This is a genomic window from Streptomyces sp. NPDC048269, assembly GCF_040652395.1.
Taxonomy (GTDB): domain Bacteria; phylum Actinomycetota; class Actinomycetes; order Streptomycetales; family Streptomycetaceae; genus Streptomyces.
In genome coordinates this window covers 409,073-426,321 of sequence record NZ_JBEZLW010000001.1, presented here as the reverse complement: position 1 = coordinate 426,321, position 17,249 = coordinate 409,073, and the positions used below count along the sequence as shown (strand labels likewise).

Here is a 17,249-nt window from a genome sequence, read left to right as displayed (position 1 = left end):
GGACGCTTCCTTTGTACTCACCCTCTCGGGCTTTCCTCCGGGCTTTCGTTCTGTGTTCTTGCGTTTCCGACTCTATCAGACTCTTTCGGGCCCGACCCCCAGTCAGCGGGGTTTGCCTTCCGGGCCGTTGGGCCCTTCCGACTCCTGAACTCTAGTGGATTTCCCCGGCGATTCATAATCGGCCTTCGGAAATGAATTCGGGCATGCCGAATTCGTTCCCAGTGGGAGATCGTGCTGAGTTGGGTGCCGCAACGAGGCGGCGGGATTCGTTGTCGCCGAAACCTTCCGGCTCTGGGACAACTCGAAGAACCTTACGGACTCTCGGGGGCCGTGTCAACTCCAGCGGTCAGCTGGGGGACTGGAGGTCCTCCACACGGTCCAGCAGCCGGGTGAGCATGTCGCCCAGTACCCCGCGCTCCGCCGTGGAGAGGTCCTGGAGGAGGTCTTCCTCGAAGACAGTCGCCGCGCGCATCGCGTCCAGCCACTTGCTGCGGCCCTCGTCGGTGAGCTCCACGATCACGCGGACCCGGTTGGACTCGTCCCGCTCGCGGGTGACCAGTCCTTCCGCCGTCATGCGGTCGATCCGGTGGGTCATCGCCGCCGGCGTGAGGCCCAGCTGCTTCGCGAGTTCGCTCGGGCCCATCCGGTACGGGGCTCCGGAGATGACGAGGGCCTTGAGGACCTCCCACTCCGCGTTGCTGATGCCCAGGGCCGCGGTCTGGCGTCCGTACGCGACGTTCATGCGTCGGTTCAGGCGGCTCAGCGCTGACACGACCTTCTCGACCTGGGGGTCGAGGTCCTGGAACTCGCGCTGGTAGACGGCGATCTGCTCATCGAGGCTCGGTTCGTGGACGGGCGTAGTGCCGTCGGGGGTGTCACCCATGGGTCGAAGTATCGCACGAACCCGTTGGCGTCTAACTCCTTCGATGTGTAGAGTTAACCATCGAAGTTTAGGTATGAAGTCCTGAAGTCTTCAGTCTTCGGCTCTCAAAGGCAGGTGAGAAGTGACCAAGGTGATGGGCGCTGCGATGCGGCGGATCCAGGCCGGGAACGCGCTGACCGCGTTCGGCATCGGTTTCACGGTTCCGTTCCTCTACATCTATGTGGCGCAGGTGCGAGGTCTGGGCTCCATGGCCGCCACGAGCGCGTTCGTGGCCTTCGCCCTGGGCGCTCTTGTCGCGTTGCCCCTCACCGGCCGGGTCATCGACCGACGTGGTCCCGTCCCCGTGGTCATCGGTGCGGCCGTCGCCGCCTCGGCGGGTGCGCTCTCTCTCGGGCTCTCCACCGGGATCGTGCCGATCCTGCTGTCGGCCCTGACGCTGGGTGCCGGGCAAGCCGTGATGCAGCCGGCCCTCGCCACGATGATCGTGTGGTGCTCCACACCGTCCACCCGGACGCGTGCCTTCGCCCTCCAGTTCTTCATGCAGAACCTGGGCCTGGGCATCGGCGGTCTCATCGGCGGCCAGATCGTCGACGAGAGCCGGCCCGGCAGCTTCACCCTTCTCTTCAGCATCGAGGCCGTGATGTTCCTGGTGCTGGCGGGGATCATCGTGACCGTCCGCCTGCCGCGGGTGCCGAGCATCAAGGACGCCGTGCCGAAGGACCCGGCCCAGGCGGGCGGCGGCGCGTGGAAGCGGCTGCTGCGGCACAAGCCCATGGTGCAGCTGTGCGTCCTGGGCTTCGTGCTCTTCTTCGCCTGCTACGGACAGTTCGAGTCGGGTCTGGCCGCCTTCGGTACCGAGGCCGCCAGGATCTCTCCCTCGACGCTGGGCTTCGCGCTGGCCGCCAACACCGGTGCGATCGTCGTCGCGCAGTTCGTCGTGCTGAGGCTCGTCGAGAAGCGCCGCCGGTCCCGGGTCATTGCGCTGGTCGGTCTGATCTGGACGGTGGCGTGGGTCATCGCAGGGTTCTCGGGCCTGGGGCACGGCAGCGCCGTGATGGCCGCCGCCGCGTTCGTCACCACGTACGGGCTCTTCGGCATCGGCGAGGCCATGCTGTCGCCGACGCTGCCGCCGCTGGTGGCCGACCTGGCTCCGGAAGGCTCCGTGGGTCAGTACAACTCGGCGTTCGCCCTGGTCAAGCAGATGGCGCTGGCGCTGGGGCCGCTGGGTGTGCCGCTGGGGGCGGGGCTTCCGATGCTCTACATCGGGACCTTCGTGCTCGTGTCGCTCGGGATCGCCTGGCTGGCGCTGCGGCTCGGGAAGCAGCTGAGCGCGGTGCAGGACAACCCGTCGCTGCTGAGCAGGGTCGTGGCGCAGGGTGGTCCGGCCGGTCCCGTCGGCCCGGCCGTCGTGGCCAAGGACGCTGAGCCGGTGTCCGCGTAAGCGCCCGTGGAAGCAGGCGGAAGGCCCCGGTCCGGTGGACCGGGGCCTTCGGCGTGTCCGGCTACTTGTCCGGGTGCTTGTCCGGCAGGGCGAACTCGCACCAGACGGCCTTGCCGCCGCCCGGGGTGCGGCGGGAGCCCCAGGAGGAGGCGATGGTGGCGACGATCGAGATGCCGCGGCCGGTCTCGTCGGCCGGTTCGGCGCGGCGGCGGCGCGGGAGGTGGTCGTCCCCGTCGGTGACCTCGATGATCAGGCGGCGGTCGGTGCGGCGCAGCCGCAGGCGCATCGGCGGGGTGCCGTGCTGGAGGGAGTTCGCGACGAGCTCGCTCGCGGCCAGTACGCCGAGATCGCACAGCTCGACCGGGAAGCGCCAGGAGGCGAGGACGCCCTGGGCGAAGGCGCGGGCGCGCGGGGCGGCCTCGATGCCGCCGAGGAGTTCGAGGGCGGCGTTGTGGAAGAGCTCGGCGTCCGCACCGGTGCGAGCGGGCTGCTGGAGGACCATCACGGCGACGTCGTCGTCGTGATCGGCGTCCACGCCGAGGGCGCGCATCAGGCGGTCGCAGATGACGGCCGGGGTGCCCTGGGCGCCGGAGAGGGCGCGTTCCAGGGCGGCGACGCCTTCGTCGATGTCTTCGCCGCGGCGTTCGACCAGGCCGTCGGTGTAGAGGACGGCGGTGGAGCCGGGGACCAGGGCGATGGTGCCCGAGGTGTGGAGCCAGCCGCCGGTGCCCAGCGGCGGGCCGGTGGGGTCGGCGGCTCTGCGTACGGTGCCGTCCTCGTCGCGGACGAGGATCGGGAGGTGGCCGGCGGAGGCGTACACGAGCAGGCCCTCGTTGGGGTCGTGGACGGCGTAGACGCAGGTGGCGATCTGGCTGGCGTCGATCTCGGCGGCGAGGCCGTCGAGGAGCTGGAGCACCTCGTGCGGGGGCAGGTCGAGGCGGGCGTACGCGCGGACGGCCGTGCGGAGCTGGCCCATGACGGCGGCGGCGCGGACCCCGCGGCCCATGACGTCGCCGATGACGAGGGCGGTGCGGCCGGCGCCGAGGGTGATGACGTCGTACCAGTCGCCGCCGACGGCCGCCTCGGTGCCGCCGGGCTGGTAGGTGGCGGCGATGCGCAGGTCGTCGGGCTGTTCGAGTTCCTGCGGGAGGAGGGAGCGCTGGAGGGTGACGGCGGCCTCGCGCTGGCGGCGTTCGCTGGCGCGCAGGCGTTCGACGGCCTCGGCGTGGTCGGTGACGTCGGCGAGGTGGATCAGGATCCCGGTGTGGTCGGGGTCCGGGGCGGGGTCGCCATCGGACTTGGGGAAGTCCACCGGGGTGCAGGTGACGGTGTACGAATTGGTGCCGCCGGGCGCCGTGCGGTTCTTGGCGGTACGGGGCTTGCCGCTGCGCTGGACCTGGTCGAGGAGGGGGAGCAGGCCGAGCTCGCCGAGCTCGGGGAGGGCCTCGTGGGCGGGGGCGCCGGGACTGCGGGTGCCGAAGCCGGCGGTGTAGGCGTCGTTGACGTAGGCGACGCGGTGCTGGGGGCCGTGGACGAGGGCGACCAGGGCCGGGAGCCGGCCGAGGACCTCGCGCACGGAGAGCTCGTCGGGGGTGGGCACCGCGACGGGGACGCCCGTACGCGGAACGGGGGCGACGGCCGGGGTGGTACCGGATCCGCTGCCGGTGCCGGAGACCGTGGGGTCGGCGGGGCGGCCGTCCGCGGCGGGCGTCGACCGCTCGGTTCCGGGGTCGGCGCGGCCGCCGCGGGCTGCCGGGACGGCGCCTTCACCCCGCTTGGCCTGGGCGGTGGCGTGTTCGGTCCGGGCGGCGGCGCGGCGCTGCGTTCCGGGAAACCGGGCGCTCCAGCGCGTGAAGTTCACTGCGTTCAAGCCTCGTGGTGTCGCAAGTGGTCGCTGTGTCGCTGGTGGTCGGTCACGGACGGGACGTTGTCACTCTGTGCAGACGTGAGCCCACCTATGGTCACACGTCCAGTGTGGCCGACCGCACTGACAACGTCAGCCCTGGCTGTCCTGCGGGGGGTTGGGGGTGGGGTTCGGCGGGGGTTCCTTGGGGCCGCCGCCTGCGGCGAGTTCGAACTCTGCCCTGGGGTGTTCGAGTGAGCCTAGGGAGACGATCTCCCGCTTGAAAAGACCGGAGAGGGTCCATTCGGCGAGGACGCGCATCTTGCGGTTGAAGGTGGGGACGCGGCTGAGGTGGTAGGCGCGGTGCATGAACCAGGCGGGGTAGCCCTTGAGCTTGCGGCCGTAGACGTGTGCGACGCCCTTGTGGAGGCCGAGGGAGGCGACGGAGCCGACGTACTTGTGGGCGTACTCGGTGAGGACTTCGTCGCGCAGGGCGGCGATGAGGTTGTCGGCGAGCACCTTGGCCTGGCGGAGCGCGTGCTGGGCGTTGGGGGCGCATTCGCGGCCCGGTTCCGCGGCGGTGATGTCGGGGACGGCCGCGGCGTCGCCGGCGGCCCAGGCGTGTTCGACGCCCTCGACGGTGAGGAAGGAGGTGCAGGCCAGGCGGCCGCGCTCGTTCTTCGGCAGGTCGCAGGCGGCCAGGAGGGGGTGCGGTTTGACTCCTGCGGTCCACACGACGGTGCGGGTGGGGAAGCGGGCGCCGTCGCTGAGGACGGCGACGCGGTTCTCACAGGATTCGAGCCGGGTCTCCAGGCGGAGGTCGATGTTGCGGCGGCGCAGTTCACGGATCGTGTAGACGCCCATCTCGGGGCCGACCTCGGGGAGGATCCGGTCGCTCGCCTCGACCAGGACCCACTTCATGTCCTCGGCCTTGATGTTGTGGTAGTACCGCGCGGCGTAGCGGGCCATGTCCTCCAGTTCGCCGAGGGCTTCGACGCCCGCGTAGCCGCCGCCGACGAAGACGAAGGTGAGGGCCGCGTCGCGGATGGCGGGGTCGCGGGTGGAGGAGGCGATGTCCATTTGTTCGATGACGTGGTTGCGCAGGCCGATGGCCTCCTCGACCGTCTTGAACCCGATGCCGTAGTCGGCGAGTCCCGGGACGGGAAGGGTGCGGGAGATGGAGCCGGGGGCGAGGACGAGTTCGTCGTACTCGATCTCGATGGCGCCGGCGCCCTCCTCCTCGGTGGCGAGGGTGGTGACGGTCGCCGTGCGTTTGGCGTGGTCGATGCGCTGGGCCTCGCCGATGACGATGCGGCATTTGTCGAGGACCCGGCGGAGCGGGACCACGACGTGGCGGGGGGAGATCGAGCCCGCGGCTGCTTCGGGGAGGAAGGGCTGGTAGGTCATGTAGGGCTCGGGGGTGACCACCGTGACCTCGGCTTCGTCGGCTCTCAGCTTTCTCTGGAGCCTGAGCGCTGTGTACATGCCGACGTAGCCGCCGCCGACGACCAGGATGCGGTTGCGGGGCGGGGTACCGGGGTCCGTGCCCCGGGAGTTAGCAGCCTTCACCATCCCATGACGCAACGTGGCCGGGAGTTTGTCCACAGCCCCGACAGATTGTGTGACCGGAGGTGGCGCTGGGACGGCGTCGGGGCGGGCCTCGGAAGGGGGTGGAGATGCGCAGGTCAGAGCATGCGGAAGGAGGGATTCCGAGGGGTCGGAACGGAAAAGTGGGGGTGAATGCTCCGATCGGGCGGTGCTCCGTCCGGGGCTGCCCCTTCTGAATTGACTCTGGCTCAACTATGTTCGTATCTCGTCGAGGAGTAGGACTGGGCCCCATGACCGTGGCCCCCTCGACGTGAAGGCGGGGAGTGTCTCCGGGGGGAGACAAATGATTACCGGGGGAAACATATGAACATTTCCGATTTCCATGGTTCTGCGACCGCGCTCTCGGTCGAGAGCAACGGTCGAGGTATCGCGGCCGCCACGCACGGAGTGGGCCGGTCCACGCCGCTGCGCGTCGACGCCCAGCGCAATCTGGAGCACGTCCTGCGCGCGGCCCGCGAGGTCTTCGGCGAGCTGGGCTACGGGGCGCCGATGGAGGACGTGGCGCGACGCGCGCGCGTCGGCGTCGGCACGGTGTACCGGCGCTTCCCGAGCAAGGATGTCCTGGTCCGCCGGATAGCCGAGGAAGAGACCGCCCGGCTGACCGAGCAGGCCAGGACCGCGCTGGGCCAGGAGGAGGAGCCGTGGGAGGCGCTGTCGTGCTTCCTGCGCACCTCCGTGGCTTCGGGTGCCGGGCGGCTGCTGCCGCCGCAGGTGCTGCGGGTGGGCGCGGCGAGCGAGGACGGCGCCGAGGAGTCCGAGACGGCGCGGGTTCCGCACCAGCGCCAGGCCGTCGCGACCGGTGGGGCTCCCGATCTGCGCGTCGTGGGCATCCGGCCCGCGATCGAGGACGAGCCCTCGGACGACTCGGGTGCGGGTGCGCTGCTGGAGGTCGTCGGCCGGCTGGTGGACCGGGCCCGGGAGGCCGGTGAGCTGCGGACCGACGTCACGGTGGCCGATGTGCTGCTCGTGATAGCGACGGCGGCGCCCGCGCTGCCCGACCCGGCCCAGCAGGCGGCGGCTTCGACGCGGCTGCTCGACATCCTGCTCGAAGGACTGCGGTCCCGCACGGTGTGATTTCCGGTTGACAGTACGGGATTTCACCGGACGGTCCCCGGATGAGTGGATGGTGCGCAAACGGATTCGGTGCGTGGCCGCCGTGTGACACGCTTGATCGGTGTACCGGTTGAGTGTGTCGTGCGGGGGCTTCCTCGATGAGCGTTGACGGGCGGGAAGAGCCACTCGGTGGCGCCGCTGGCGAGGCCGGAGCGGGCAGCCTGCCCGCCCGGCACGTACCCGCCCAGCGTGAACCGGGGGGCCGGCACGCCGCTTCGTCGGGCACCGGGGGTGAGCTGCCGCCGTCCGACAGGGACTTGATCGCCCGGATGCGGGCCGGCGACGACGGTGCCTATGAGGAGCTGTTCCGCCGGCATGCCGCTGCCGTACGTCGCTACGCGCGGACCTGCTGCCGGGACGGGCACACCGCCGACGACCTGACCGCCGAGGTGTTCGCGCGGACCCTCCAGGCGGTACGGGGCGGGGCCGGGCCGGACCAGTCGGTGCGGGCCTATCTGCTGACCACCGTGCGCAGGGTCGCCGCCGCCTGGACGAAGACCGCCAGGCGGGAGCACCTCGTCGAGGACTTCGCCGTCTTCGCCGAGCAGGCGGCCACGGGTACGGAGGGCGGGGCAGGGATGGCCGGCCTGTCCGGGGACGAGACCCTCGAACTGGGCGCGGACGTCCGGGCGATGCACGAGGCCGAGCAGTCCCTCGCCATGCAGGCCTTCCGGAGCCTGCCCGAGCGGTGGCAGGCCGTGCTGTGGCACACCACCGTGGAGGAGGCCTCGCCGAGCGCGATCGCGCCGCTGTTCGGGCTGAGCGCCAATGCGACGGCGGTGCTGGCCAGTCGGGCCCGTGAGGGGCTCAAGCAGGCTTATCTGCAGGCCCATGTGGGTTCGGCGCTGAGTGCGGGCGGCGACTGCGCGCGGTACTCGGACCGGCTGGGCGCCCATGCGCGGGGCGGGCTGCGGATGCGGGCGGAGCGGGGGCTGCGCAAGCACCTGGAGGAGTGCGCGAAGTGCCGGCTGGCCGCCGGGGAGCTCAAGGACGTCAACGCGGGCATTCCCGCGCTGCTTCCGGTCGCCGTCATCGGGTGGTTCGCCGCCGGGTACGCGGCCAAGGCGGCCGGGGTGGTGGCCGGCGGGGCCGTCGCCGCGGGTGGAGCCGGGGCCGCTGCGGCTGCCGTCGGCGGGTCGACGGCAGGGGCCGGGGCCGCTGGTGCGGGGGCGGCCGGTGGGGCCGGGGCTGCCGGGGCCGCTGGTACGGGTGCTGCCGGTGGGGCCGGGTCGGGGGCCGGGGTCGGAGGTGCCGTCGTGTCCGAGGGGCTGGGGGTGCCGGCCAAGGCCGCCATCGCCGCCGGGATCGCGGTCGCCGCGGCCGCCGGGGTGGTGTTCGCGCTGGCCGGGGACGACACCGATCCGCAGGCCCTGGCGAAGCCCGCGCCCGGCGTGGCGGCCCCGAAGGTGCCGGACGCGCCCGCGTCGCCCGAGCCGGAGCCGGAGCCGAGCCCGCCAGGGGCGGAGCCGCCGCCCGCGCGGCGTTCCGTACCTCCGCGCAGTCCGGCGCCTTCCGCGCCTGCCAGGCTCGCTCCCGCGCGACCCTCGCCGTCGCCGTCTCCCCCGCCCGCCCCGGAGAAGCCCTCGCCGGCCCCGGCTCCGAGCCGGACCTCGGTGAAGCCGGCTCCGGCCCCTCCGCCGAAGCCGGCGCAGGGGTTCCAGCTGGCCCGGCTCGGGCACTCGGCGTACGGGGACCACAGCGGCCCGGAGATCCAGACCTGGCGCAGCAGCTGGGTGTGGCAGCGCTGGGGCCTGGAGGTGGGCGACCGGCGGTTCGGGCAGGGGATCACCGTGAACTCCCGGTCCTCCGTGGAGATCACCCTCAACCGGCAGTGCACGGCCTTCTCGGCGCGGGCCGGGGTGGACGGCCTCTCGCTGGTCGGCGACGGCTCGGTGCGGTTCTCCGTGTTCGCCGACGGGGAGCGGCTGTGGCGGTCCGCCCTTCTCGGGTACGGGGACGCTCCGGCGGCCGTGGACGTCGCCCTCGCCGGGCGCAGGACGCTGCGGCTGGTGGTGGAGACGGCCGGCCCGAGCCACCTGCCCGTGCTGGTGAGCTGGGCCGACTCGGTGATCAGCTGCCGGTGATCAGCTGCCCGTGATGCAGCCGGTGAGCGTGGCTATGAGGGCGGGCGGGGCGAGTGCGGCGCCGGCGGCCTCCTCCCGCGCGTAGCGGTCGGGGCCGAGCAGGGCGCGGGTGCGGGCCGGGATGCCGTCCACCGCGGCGCTCTCGGGGACCGAGCGGGGATGGCCCGCCCGCCAGGCGGTGGCCGCCGCGAGGGCCCGTACGGCATCGGCGGGCCGGTCGGCGTCGGCCAGCAGCCCGGCGGCCGTCTCGGCCATGCCGGCCAGGAAGCGCTCGGCGCAGCGGGCGGCGACGGCGGCGGCGAGCGCGGGCCCGATCAGGGCGAGGCCGGCGGCCGGGCCCTGTTCGCGGCCGGTGAGGACGGCGTCGATGGTGTCCAGCCCGGCGGTGAGCTGTGCGGGCACGGTGAACCGTTCGGACTCGGCGCGGGCGCGCTCGCACTCGCTCCGCGCCTTGGCGTCGTCGCCGCGCTGGAGGGCGAGCAGGGCCGAGAGGAGCCGGGCGAAGGAGCTGACGTCGTACACCCCGCCGTACAGGTCGGCCTCCTTGTCGGCCTCCGCCAGGAGCCGTGCGGCGTCGTCGAAGTCCCCCGCGCAGTAGGCGGCCTCGGCGATCCGGGCGATGGCGAAGGGCGCCTCGACGTGGGCCCCGACCTCGCGGGCGAGGCGCAGGCACTCCTCGTACTCGGTCCGGGCGTCGGCGTACCGGCCGCGCGAGAGGGCGACCTCGCCCGCGGCGCTCGCCACCTGGGCTCGGGTCCAGCGGTCGCCGACGCGGTGGGCGATCTCGTGGAGCTCGACGAGGTCGGCGTCGACGGCGGGCAAGCCGCCGGCGACGTCGATGGCGACGTGGGTGCGAAGCATGAGGATCATGCCGAGTTCCCATTCACCGGCGTGGCGGCGGCAGTTGGCCACCGACCGGTTGAGGTCGGCGTGGAATTCGAGGGCGTCGCCGGTGAGGAAGGCCGTGGCGGGCCAGAGCATTCCGGGGAAGCTGGTGGTCTCGGGGGAGCCGTGCCGGAAGGTCTCCTTGATGCGGACGGCGAGGGCGCGGTACGCGGGAGTGCGGAACTTCTCGGCGCCGTTGCTCTCCGCCAGCAGGAACATGTCGAGGACCTGGAGGCGCATGAAGCGCCAGTACGCGGGCGAACCCTCGGGCGGTTCCTCGGGGGTGAGGGCGAGGATCCGGGTGGTCCACTCGGATCCCTCGGTGCGGTAGTTGCGCAGCCACCAGAACCAGCCGAGGGCGAACACGAGGCGCTGGGCGGTCTCGGTGTCGGCTTCTTCGACTGTTGTGGTGTGGAGGGCGGCGCGGAGGTTGTCGAGCTCGGTCTCGACGCGCCGGATCCAGGGGAGCTGGGCGGCGGAGCGGATCAGGGGTTCGGCTTCCTCGGCGAAGGCGAGGTAGTGGACGGCGTGGCGGCGGGCGGTGGCACGGACGTCGTCCGGGTGGGCGGCGGCGCGCTCGGCGGCGTACTCGTGGATGGTTTCGAGCATGCGGTAGCGCATGCCGTGGGCGTCGTCCGGTTCGGCCAGGACGAGTGACTTGTCGACGAGGGAGCCGAGGACGTCGGCGGCGTCGTAGGACGGGTGGGCGCAGACGGCCTCGGCGGCGGCCAGGTCGCAGCCGCCCGCGAAGACGGAGAGGCCGCGCAGGACGGCCCGTTCGGGCTCGTCCAGGAGGTCCCAGGACCAGTCGACGACGGCCCGCAGGGTCTGCTGGCGGGGCAGGAGGGTGCGGCTGCCGCCGGTCAGGAGCCGGAAGCGGTCGTCCAGGCGGTCGGCGATCTGGCGCGGGGCGAGCAGGCGCAGCCGGGCGGCTGCCAGCTCGATGGCGAGCGGCAGGCCGTCGAGGCGGGCGCATATCTCGGCGACGGCGGACGGGTCCTGGTCGGGGGTGAAGCCGGGGCGGGCCGAGGCGCCGCGGTCGGCGAACAGGCGGTGGGCCGGGTCGGGCGGGAGGGGCTCGACGGGGCGGACTCTCTCGCCCGGAACGCCGAGGGGTTCGCGGCTGGTGGCCAGGATGCGGACGCCGGGGCAGTGCGCGAGGAGCCGGTCGGCGAGTTCGGCGGCGGCGCCGATGACGTGCTCGCAGTTGTCGAGCACGAGGAGCAGGCTGCGGTGCACGCAGTGTTCCAGGAGTTGGGTGGTGGGGTCGTCGGCTGCGGTCTTCTCGCGGGCGACCAGGGAGTTCTCTCGCAGACCGAGGGCGCTGAGGACGGCGCCGGGGACGGCCGCGGGGTGGTCGAGGCGGGCGAGTTCGACGATCCAGGCGGGCTCGGGGTCGGCGGCGGCCGCGTGCTCGGCGAGCCGGGTCTTTCCGGAACCGCCCGGGCCCGTGAGGGTGATGAGGCGGTGGCGGGCCAGGTCGGTGTGGAGGGCGGCCAGTTCGGGCTCGCGGCCGACGAAGGAGGTGAGGCGGGGGCGGAGGTTGCCGCGGGGCACGTCCGCCTCCGGCCCGGGGAGCGCGTCCGCCTCCGGCGCGGGGAGCGCGTCCGCCTCCGGCGCGGGGGGTGCGGGCGGTTCGGACTGCTGCTGGGGGTGGGCGGGGGAGTGCAGCTGCGGCTGCGGCTGCGACTGCGGCTGCGGCTGCGGCTGGAGGAGTTCGGTGTGCAGGGCTCGGAGTTCGGGGCCGGGGTCGGTGCCGAGGCCGTCGGCGAGGGCGCGGCGGGTGCGTTCGTACGCGGCGAGGGCGTCGGCGGGTCGGCCCGCGGCGCGGAGCGCGCGCAGCTGCTGGACGCGCATCGGTTCGTCGTACGGGTTCTCGTGGATCAGCGCCTCGATCTCCGGCAGGAGTTCGGCCGGAGCGGTGGCGCCGCCGCGCAGGTCCGCCTCGATGCGGTCGCGGAGGGCGGCGCCGCGGCGGGCCTCGGGAGCGGCCGCGTGGGCGGAGCGGGCGGGCTCGGGCAGGTCGGCGAGGGCGGGTCCGCGCCACAGGGCCAGGGCGGTGCGCAGGGTGTCGGCGGCGGCCGCGGGGTCGGCGGCGAGCTGGCGCCCGCCTTGGACGGCGAGCCGCGTGAACCGGTGCAGGTCGACGTCCTCGCGGGCGGCGGCGAGGCGGTAGCCGCCGGCGGGGTCGGCATGGACGGAGTCCCGGCCGCCGAGGGCTCGACGGAGGCGGGCGACGAGGGCCTGGAGGGCGGCGGGGGCGTCGTGGGGCGGGTCGTCGCCCCAGACCTCGTCGACGAGGTCGGGTACGGAGGCCCGGCCGCCGGCGCGGAGGGCCAGGGCGGCGAGGAGCGCGCGCAGGCGGGCGCCGCCGACGGGGAGGGGGGCGCCGGTCTCGTCGCGCGCCTCGGTGGCGCCAAGGATGAGGTACCGCACCGGCCAATTCTGCCTGGCCCCGGCGGGGGCGGCAGCGGATTTCGGGGTGGTCAGGAGATCGAGGTGTCTCCGTTGGCCTCCAGGAGGGTGCGCAGGGCCTGGGCGACCGTGGCGCAGGTGGCGGGGTCCAGCGGGGCGAGGAGTTCCGCGTAGTGGCTCAGGTGGTCCGCGAACAGCGCTTCGGTGATCACGAGGCTCTGCTCGGTCAGCCGGATGCGGACCGAGCGGCGGTCCTGACCGTCCCGGACCCGTTCGACCAGGCCTTTGGCCTCCATGCGGTCGATGCGGTTGGTGATCGCGCCGGAGGTCACCATGGCGGCCGGGATGAGGGCGCCCGCTGTCATGGCGTACGGGGGGCCTGACCGGCGGAGGGTGAAGAGGATGTCGACCTCGCCGACCTCGAGGTCGCGCTCGGCCGCGAAGGCCTTGAGCCGCTTCTCGATGATCCGGTTCATCCGCTGGACGCGGGCCAGTACCTCCACGGGCCACAGCCCGGCCGCAAGGTCGGGGCGTTCCTTCTCCCACTGGCCGACGATCAGGTCCACTGCGTCGCTCATCTCGCGTCCTCCTTCTCTTCCGTGTCCGCTCCGGCCGTCCTGCCCGCCGCCCTGAAGAATATCTCAACGTTGAGACACTTGACGTTGAGAAGACCGGGTGTTTTTATCTTAACGTTGAGATTCTGAAGCTTGAGATGGATGGAGCAGGCCCGCCATGACCACGACCACCGCCGCCCCTGCTGCCGCCGCACCCACCCGCAGCTCCAGCCCCGGGCCGGGCCCGGACCTCAGCCCCGGCCCCGGCCCCGGCCCCGACCCGAGCGCCGGCCCACATCCCAGCCCCAGCCCCGTCCGCGTCCCCGTCTTCTGGCTGGCCCTGCTGGCCACCCCCGTGGCCGCCGGCGCCAACGCCCCCGTACTGATCCTTCCCGACATGGCCCGCTCCCTCGGCGTGGCCACCTCCACCGCCGCCTGGCTCGTCGCCTCCTTCGCCTGGGCCATGGCCGTCGGTACGCCGCTACTGGCGGGACTGCTCCGCCGCCGGGGCCTGCGCCCGGCCCTGCGGCTGGGCAGCGCCCTCCTCCTGGGCGGCACCCTCCTCGTCGCCGCCTCCCCCTGGCTGCCGCTGACCCTCCTCGGCCGGGCCGCGCAGGCGGCGGGCGGCGCCGGCCTCGTGGCGGCCGCGATGAGCCTGGCCGGCTCGGCCCGCCGGATGGGCGTCATCAGCGCGGGCTTCGGGATGCTCGGCGCGACCGGCCCGCTCCTCGGCGCCCAGCTCTCGCACACCGTGTCGTGGCGGCTCTCGCTCTCCGTGTCGGTGATCGCGCTGCTGGCGGTGCCCGCGGTGAGCAGGTACGCGACGGCCCCGGCGCCCGGGCAGGGCAGGCTCGACGCCCGCGGCGCCGCCCTGCTGACCGTGCTGGCCACGGCCCTGGTCCTGCTTCCCCGGGCCCCGGCGGCCGCGCTGGGCTCCGCGGCCGTCGTCGCGGTGGCACTCGCCCTGCACGTACGGCGTCGCCCCGACGGCTTCGTGCCGCTCGCGCTCCTGCGCAAGCCCGTCTTCCTCGGCTCGGCGCTGCTCGCCCTGGCCCTGTCGGGCTCGTACTTCACCCTGCTGTTCGCGGTGCCGCGACTGCTCTCCGACCGGGCCGGATGGGACCGGGGCGCGGCCGGGGCCGGTCAGCTCGTGGCGCTGCTCACCGGATCGGCGCTGTCCTGGCTGCTGGCCGCGGCCTCCGCGCGGATGGGGCGCACAGCCGTACGTGCGGTCCTGGTCGGGGTCGGCACGACGGCCGCGGTGCTCGCGGCGTTCGCGGGCTGGGGGCCGCTGCTGCTGGCCGCCACGACGGGTGGTGTGTTCGCCGCCACCGGAGCCAACGCCGTCCTGTCGATGTACGCCGCCTCAGCGGCTCCCGACGCACAACGCCCCACGACCATCGGCCTGTTCACGCTCTGCTACCAGCTGGGCGGCGCCTTCGGTCCGGCCGTCGCGACCGCCCTGGTGCTCAGCGCCTGATCCGCGGCGGGTCCCCGGCGGTCCCCGGCGGATCCGCGGAGGCCCCCGGCAGATCCCCGGCGGAGCGCCGGGTCACGAGCCGCTGCGCAGCCGTCTGGGCCCCCCGGGTCCGAGCCGGGCGAGTGGCGCGTCCGACGGTGGCGCCGGGACCGCCCGGCGGCGGGCCGTGGAGGTGCCCGTCCAGCAGGTGCCGCGACGGGCCAGGAGGCGGTGCAGCCACAGTTCCATCGAGACGAGTTCCGCCAGCCCGTCGAGCGGGACCGGACGGCCGTCCGCCGCGTCGAGCAGGGCCCGTTGGACGACCCGGGCGTCGATCAGCCCGGCGTCCGCCAGCAGCGGCGAGGCGAAGAGGGACAGCAGCTCGGTCAGTGCCCCCCGCAGCCCCAGCCGGGTGGCCGTCTCGTTCGGGGCGTGGGCCGTGACGCCCCAGCCCGGCGGGAGTTCCCGTACACCGGCCGAGGACAGGACGCTGCGGAGGATCGCGGCCCGGGCCCCGGGCTGGACGCGCAGGGATTCGGGGAGGGCGCGGGCTGCCCGTACGACCTGGTTGTCCAGGAACGGGGCGTGCAGGCGCTGGCTGCGGACCTCCACGGCCTGCTCGAAGACCCGGTGGTCCGCGGCGTGGCGGGCGAGCAGCGCGCGGGCGCGGGCCTCCCCCGGCCGCAGTGACAGCGGGGGGCGGCCGGCGGCGGCCGTGAGGCGGATCGATACTTCCGCCAGTGCCTCACCCGTCAGCCAGCCCGCCGCCGGGCCCGGCCGGGACCAGGTCAGGGCGGCGAGGGAAGCGTCCACCGGACCGGAGACGTGCTCGTTGACCCCGCCCTCGCGGAGCCGGGCCGCGGCGGCTTCCATGCCCGCGCGGTACGACGTACGGGCAAGTCTGCGGGCCGCCGAGTAGACGGTGAGCGGCACCAGCAGGGACTCCCCGGATGCTCCGGAGGCGGAGGCCGAACGGGCCAGGGCCGCGACCGGGCGCAGCAGGTGGCGCCGCCGGCGGTCCATCAGGAGGTCGGCCATGCGGGCCGGGTGCGCGTCGAGGACCTGGCGGGCGCCGTGGCCGGTGAAGTGGTCGGCGCTGCCGGCGGCCAGCCGGCGCCGCTCGCGGGCGGCGAAGACCAGGGAGGGGCCGGGTTCGTCGGTGAGCGGGCCGTCGAGTTCGGCGTACGGGAGGGCCTCCTCGGCGGCGGCCACCACCACGTGGTGCAGGCGCGGGTCGGCCGCGATGGCCCGGGCCCGCTCCAGTTCGGGCTCGCGGCCCTGCGGGGTGGCCAGGTCGTTGAAGGTGACCGCCAGCAGCCGGGCCCCCGCGGGACTGGCCAGACTGCCCGGGGCTCCCGGCAGGCCGGCCGCCAGCAGGGCCAGGGTCGCGGAGGCGCTGCCGCCGGAGAGGTCGGCGCCCACGCCCGGCGCCGGGGCGCCGCGGGCCGCGCGCCGGTCGGCGGGGCCCATGCCGGGCACGGGGCCGGGATCGTACGGCGGCAACGTGTCGGGGGCATGCCGGGGCGCCGTGAGCCGGGCGCGCACGGCATCCACCAAAGCTTCCCGTACGCCCTCCACCGCGCGGTCGGCATCGGCCTCGGGCGCGGCCACCGCGAGCGAGGCGACCGCCTCGTAGCCGGTGATCTCGCGGGAGCCCTCGCGCAGGATGAGCGCGTGGCCGGGCGGGATGCGGCGGACCCCGGCGTACGGTGTGCCGTCGCCCAGTGCCTCCGGGCTGTCGGGGCAGGCCAGCAGGGCGGCGAGATGGCCGATGTCGAGCTGCGCTTCGATGAGGTCGGCGAGCGGCAGGGCAGCGGTGGCGTACGCCGTGCCGCTCGCCCAGGGCGTGTAGAAGACGGGGCGCGCGCCCGCGAGGTCACCGACGACGGTGATCCGGCGGCCGGCCTGGACGACGGCGGTGTAGCTGCCGGGCCACTGGGTGAGGTGGCGCAGGGCCCCGCCGCGGGCGGCGTAGAGCGCGCGGCGGAGTTCGGCGTCGGTCGCGCCGCAGCAGCCGAGTACGGCGAGCCGGGTGAAGGGGTCGGCCGGGTCGGCGGTGAGGGTGCGGATCTCGTCGGGGCGCCAGTCACCGACGGCCCAGAGGGGGTCGGGGTCTCCCCAGAGCAGCTGGGCGCCGACGGGTTGGACGGTGCGCTCGGCGTCCACACCGGGGTCGCCCGGATGGGCGGCGTCGGCGATGCCGCCGTGCAGGGGCGCGCCGTTCTCGCCGTAGCCACCATGGCTGTAACCGCCCTGGCCGGAGACGCCTTGCCCGGAGACGCGGCCGGCCGTGCCGAAGCTCGCGGCGATACTGCTCCAACCCACCAACCAGCGCACCGCCGCCTCCCCAGCCTGTGGGCACATGACCGGGGCACGGGCAGCACGGTCGGCGCGGAGGGCGCGGCCGGCGGGACCCCGGATGGCTCGGGTCCATGCTGCCACGGGACAGGCGTGCGAGAGGGTTAAAGGGGGCGCACATGCAAACGAACACGCCCCCGCCACGCGGTATTTGGCGTTCCGTTCCACCCGCCCCATAGGTCGCTTTCGGCCATTCTTCGGCCGTACTGAAAGCCGCTGGGGGCCGCCGGCCCCCGGTGCGCGGGCGCGGTCCGGGAGGCGGAATCCACCCCCCGGACCGTTCCGCCACCCGCGGGGATTGAGGTAGCGGCATCCCCCGGCCCGCCCGATCCGCGCAGCGGGCCGACCCACGCACCGCACATCGAATCGCCGGGCCCCCCGACCGGCCAGAGCGCACGGGCGGGCGCACGGCCACACGGACGGAGCACGCGATGACACGTGCGCCCCGGGTACGGGTCCGGACCGGACTGTGCAAACGGACAACAATCCCGCCATACGGAAGTCGGGGCCTTAACGCTTGGGAGGCGGGGAACTACGCTGGGTTTACGAAATGCCGGGCGCCTATGCCCCGGCGGCGTATGCGTTCCGCGTGTGACGAGGGGTGGC

The 17,249-nt window shown here is 73.9% G+C and carries 10 protein-coding genes; 4 read left to right on the top strand and 6 right to left on the bottom strand.

Annotated elements, in window-relative coordinates; genetic code table 11:
• Positions 1-346: 346 nt before the first annotated feature.
• The gene (locus AB0D48_RS02105) at positions 347-883 is read right to left on the bottom strand and encodes a MarR family transcriptional regulator (RefSeq protein WP_069921218.1); all 537 of its coding nucleotides are present in this window, start codon (positions 881-883) and stop codon (positions 347-349) included.
• A 133-nt stretch (positions 884-1,016) separates the two neighbouring features.
• Between AB0D48_RS02105 and AB0D48_RS02100 the strand changes: the two genes are divergently transcribed.
• Entirely contained in the window at positions 1,017-2,324 is a 1,308-nt protein-coding gene (locus tag AB0D48_RS02100; RefSeq protein ID WP_362389795.1) for an MFS transporter, read from the top strand.
• Between the two features lie 61 nt (positions 2,325-2,385).
• On the opposite strand, the gene AB0D48_RS02095 is transcribed toward AB0D48_RS02100, so the two are convergent.
• Together AB0D48_RS02095 and AB0D48_RS02090 are read right to left on the bottom strand one after the other, a co-directional pair.
• Positions 2,386-4,185 (bottom strand): ATP-binding SpoIIE family protein phosphatase, encoded by a 1,800-nt coding sequence (locus AB0D48_RS02095; RefSeq protein WP_362389793.1) that lies wholly within the window; start codon positions 4,183-4,185, stop codon positions 2,386-2,388.
• A gap of 135 nt (positions 4,186-4,320) precedes the next feature.
• On the bottom strand, positions 4,321-5,739 hold the full coding sequence (locus tag AB0D48_RS02090; protein ID WP_362389742.1) for an NAD(P)/FAD-dependent oxidoreductase: 1,419 nt from the start codon (positions 5,737-5,739) through the stop codon (positions 4,321-4,323).
• A 339-nt stretch (positions 5,740-6,078) separates the two neighbouring features.
• On the opposite strand from AB0D48_RS02090, the gene AB0D48_RS02085 reads away from it, so the two are divergent.
• Positions 6,079-6,849, top strand: coding sequence for a helix-turn-helix domain-containing protein (locus AB0D48_RS02085; protein ID WP_362389740.1), 771 nt, complete (start codon positions 6,079-6,081; stop codon positions 6,847-6,849).
• A 137-nt stretch (positions 6,850-6,986) separates the two neighbouring features.
• Entirely contained in the window at positions 6,987-8,972 is a 1,986-nt protein-coding gene (locus tag AB0D48_RS02080; protein WP_362389738.1) for a sigma-70 family RNA polymerase sigma factor, read from the top strand.
• Here AB0D48_RS02080 and AB0D48_RS02075 read toward each other — a convergent pair whose 3' ends face one another.
• Both AB0D48_RS02075 and AB0D48_RS02070 read right to left on the bottom strand, forming a co-directional pair.
• The gene (locus AB0D48_RS02075) at positions 8,973-12,293 is read right to left on the bottom strand and encodes a BTAD domain-containing putative transcriptional regulator (RefSeq protein ID WP_362389736.1); all 3,321 of its coding nucleotides are present in this window, start codon (positions 12,291-12,293) and stop codon (positions 8,973-8,975) included.
• Between the two features lie 50 nt (positions 12,294-12,343).
• Positions 12,344-12,850 carry a MarR family transcriptional regulator gene (locus AB0D48_RS02070; protein WP_362389734.1) on the bottom strand — a complete coding sequence of 169 codons (507 nt, stop codon included), beginning with the start codon at positions 12,848-12,850 and terminating at the stop codon, positions 12,344-12,346.
• Between the two features lie 154 nt (positions 12,851-13,004).
• Here AB0D48_RS02070 and AB0D48_RS02065 point away from each other — a divergent pair, with 154 nt between their 5' ends.
• The gene (locus tag AB0D48_RS02065; protein WP_362389732.1) at positions 13,005-14,306 is read left to right on the top strand and encodes an MFS transporter; all 1,302 of its coding nucleotides are present in this window, start codon (positions 13,005-13,007) and stop codon (positions 14,304-14,306) included.
• A 72-nt stretch (positions 14,307-14,378) separates the two neighbouring features.
• Here AB0D48_RS02065 and AB0D48_RS02060 read toward each other — a convergent pair whose 3' ends face one another.
• Complete coding sequence (locus AB0D48_RS02060) at positions 14,379-16,649, bottom strand: asparagine synthase-related protein (RefSeq protein ID WP_362389791.1); 2,271 nt, start codon at positions 16,647-16,649, stop codon at positions 14,379-14,381.
• Positions 16,650-17,249 lie beyond the last annotated feature (600 nt).

Bases quoted from the DNA above. Each gene is read 5' to 3' on its own strand.
- AB0D48_RS02105 (WP_069921218.1), bottom strand. From the start codon at position 883: ATGGGTGACACCCCCGACGGCACTACGCCCGTCCACGAACCGAGCCTC.
- AB0D48_RS02100 (WP_362389795.1), top strand. From the start codon at position 1,017: ATGGGCGCTGCGATGCGGCGGATCCAGGCCGGGAACGCGCTGACCGCG.
- AB0D48_RS02090 (WP_362389742.1), bottom strand. From the start codon at position 5,739: ATGGTGAAGGCTGCTAACTCCCGGGGCACGGACCCCGGTACCCCGCCC.
- AB0D48_RS02085 (WP_362389740.1), top strand. From the start codon at position 6,079: ATGAACATTTCCGATTTCCATGGTTCTGCGACCGCGCTCTCGGTCGAG.
- AB0D48_RS02080 (WP_362389738.1), top strand. From the start codon at position 6,987: ATGAGCGTTGACGGGCGGGAAGAGCCACTCGGTGGCGCCGCTGGCGAG.
- AB0D48_RS02070 (WP_362389734.1), bottom strand. From the start codon at position 12,850: ATGAGCGACGCAGTGGACCTGATCGTCGGCCAGTGGGAGAAGGAACGC.
- AB0D48_RS02065 (WP_362389732.1), top strand. From the start codon at position 13,005: ATGACCACGACCACCGCCGCCCCTGCTGCCGCCGCACCCACCCGCAGC.
- AB0D48_RS02060 (WP_362389791.1), bottom strand. From the start codon at position 16,649: ATGTGCCCACAGGCTGGGGAGGCGGCGGTGCGCTGGTTGGTGGGTTGG.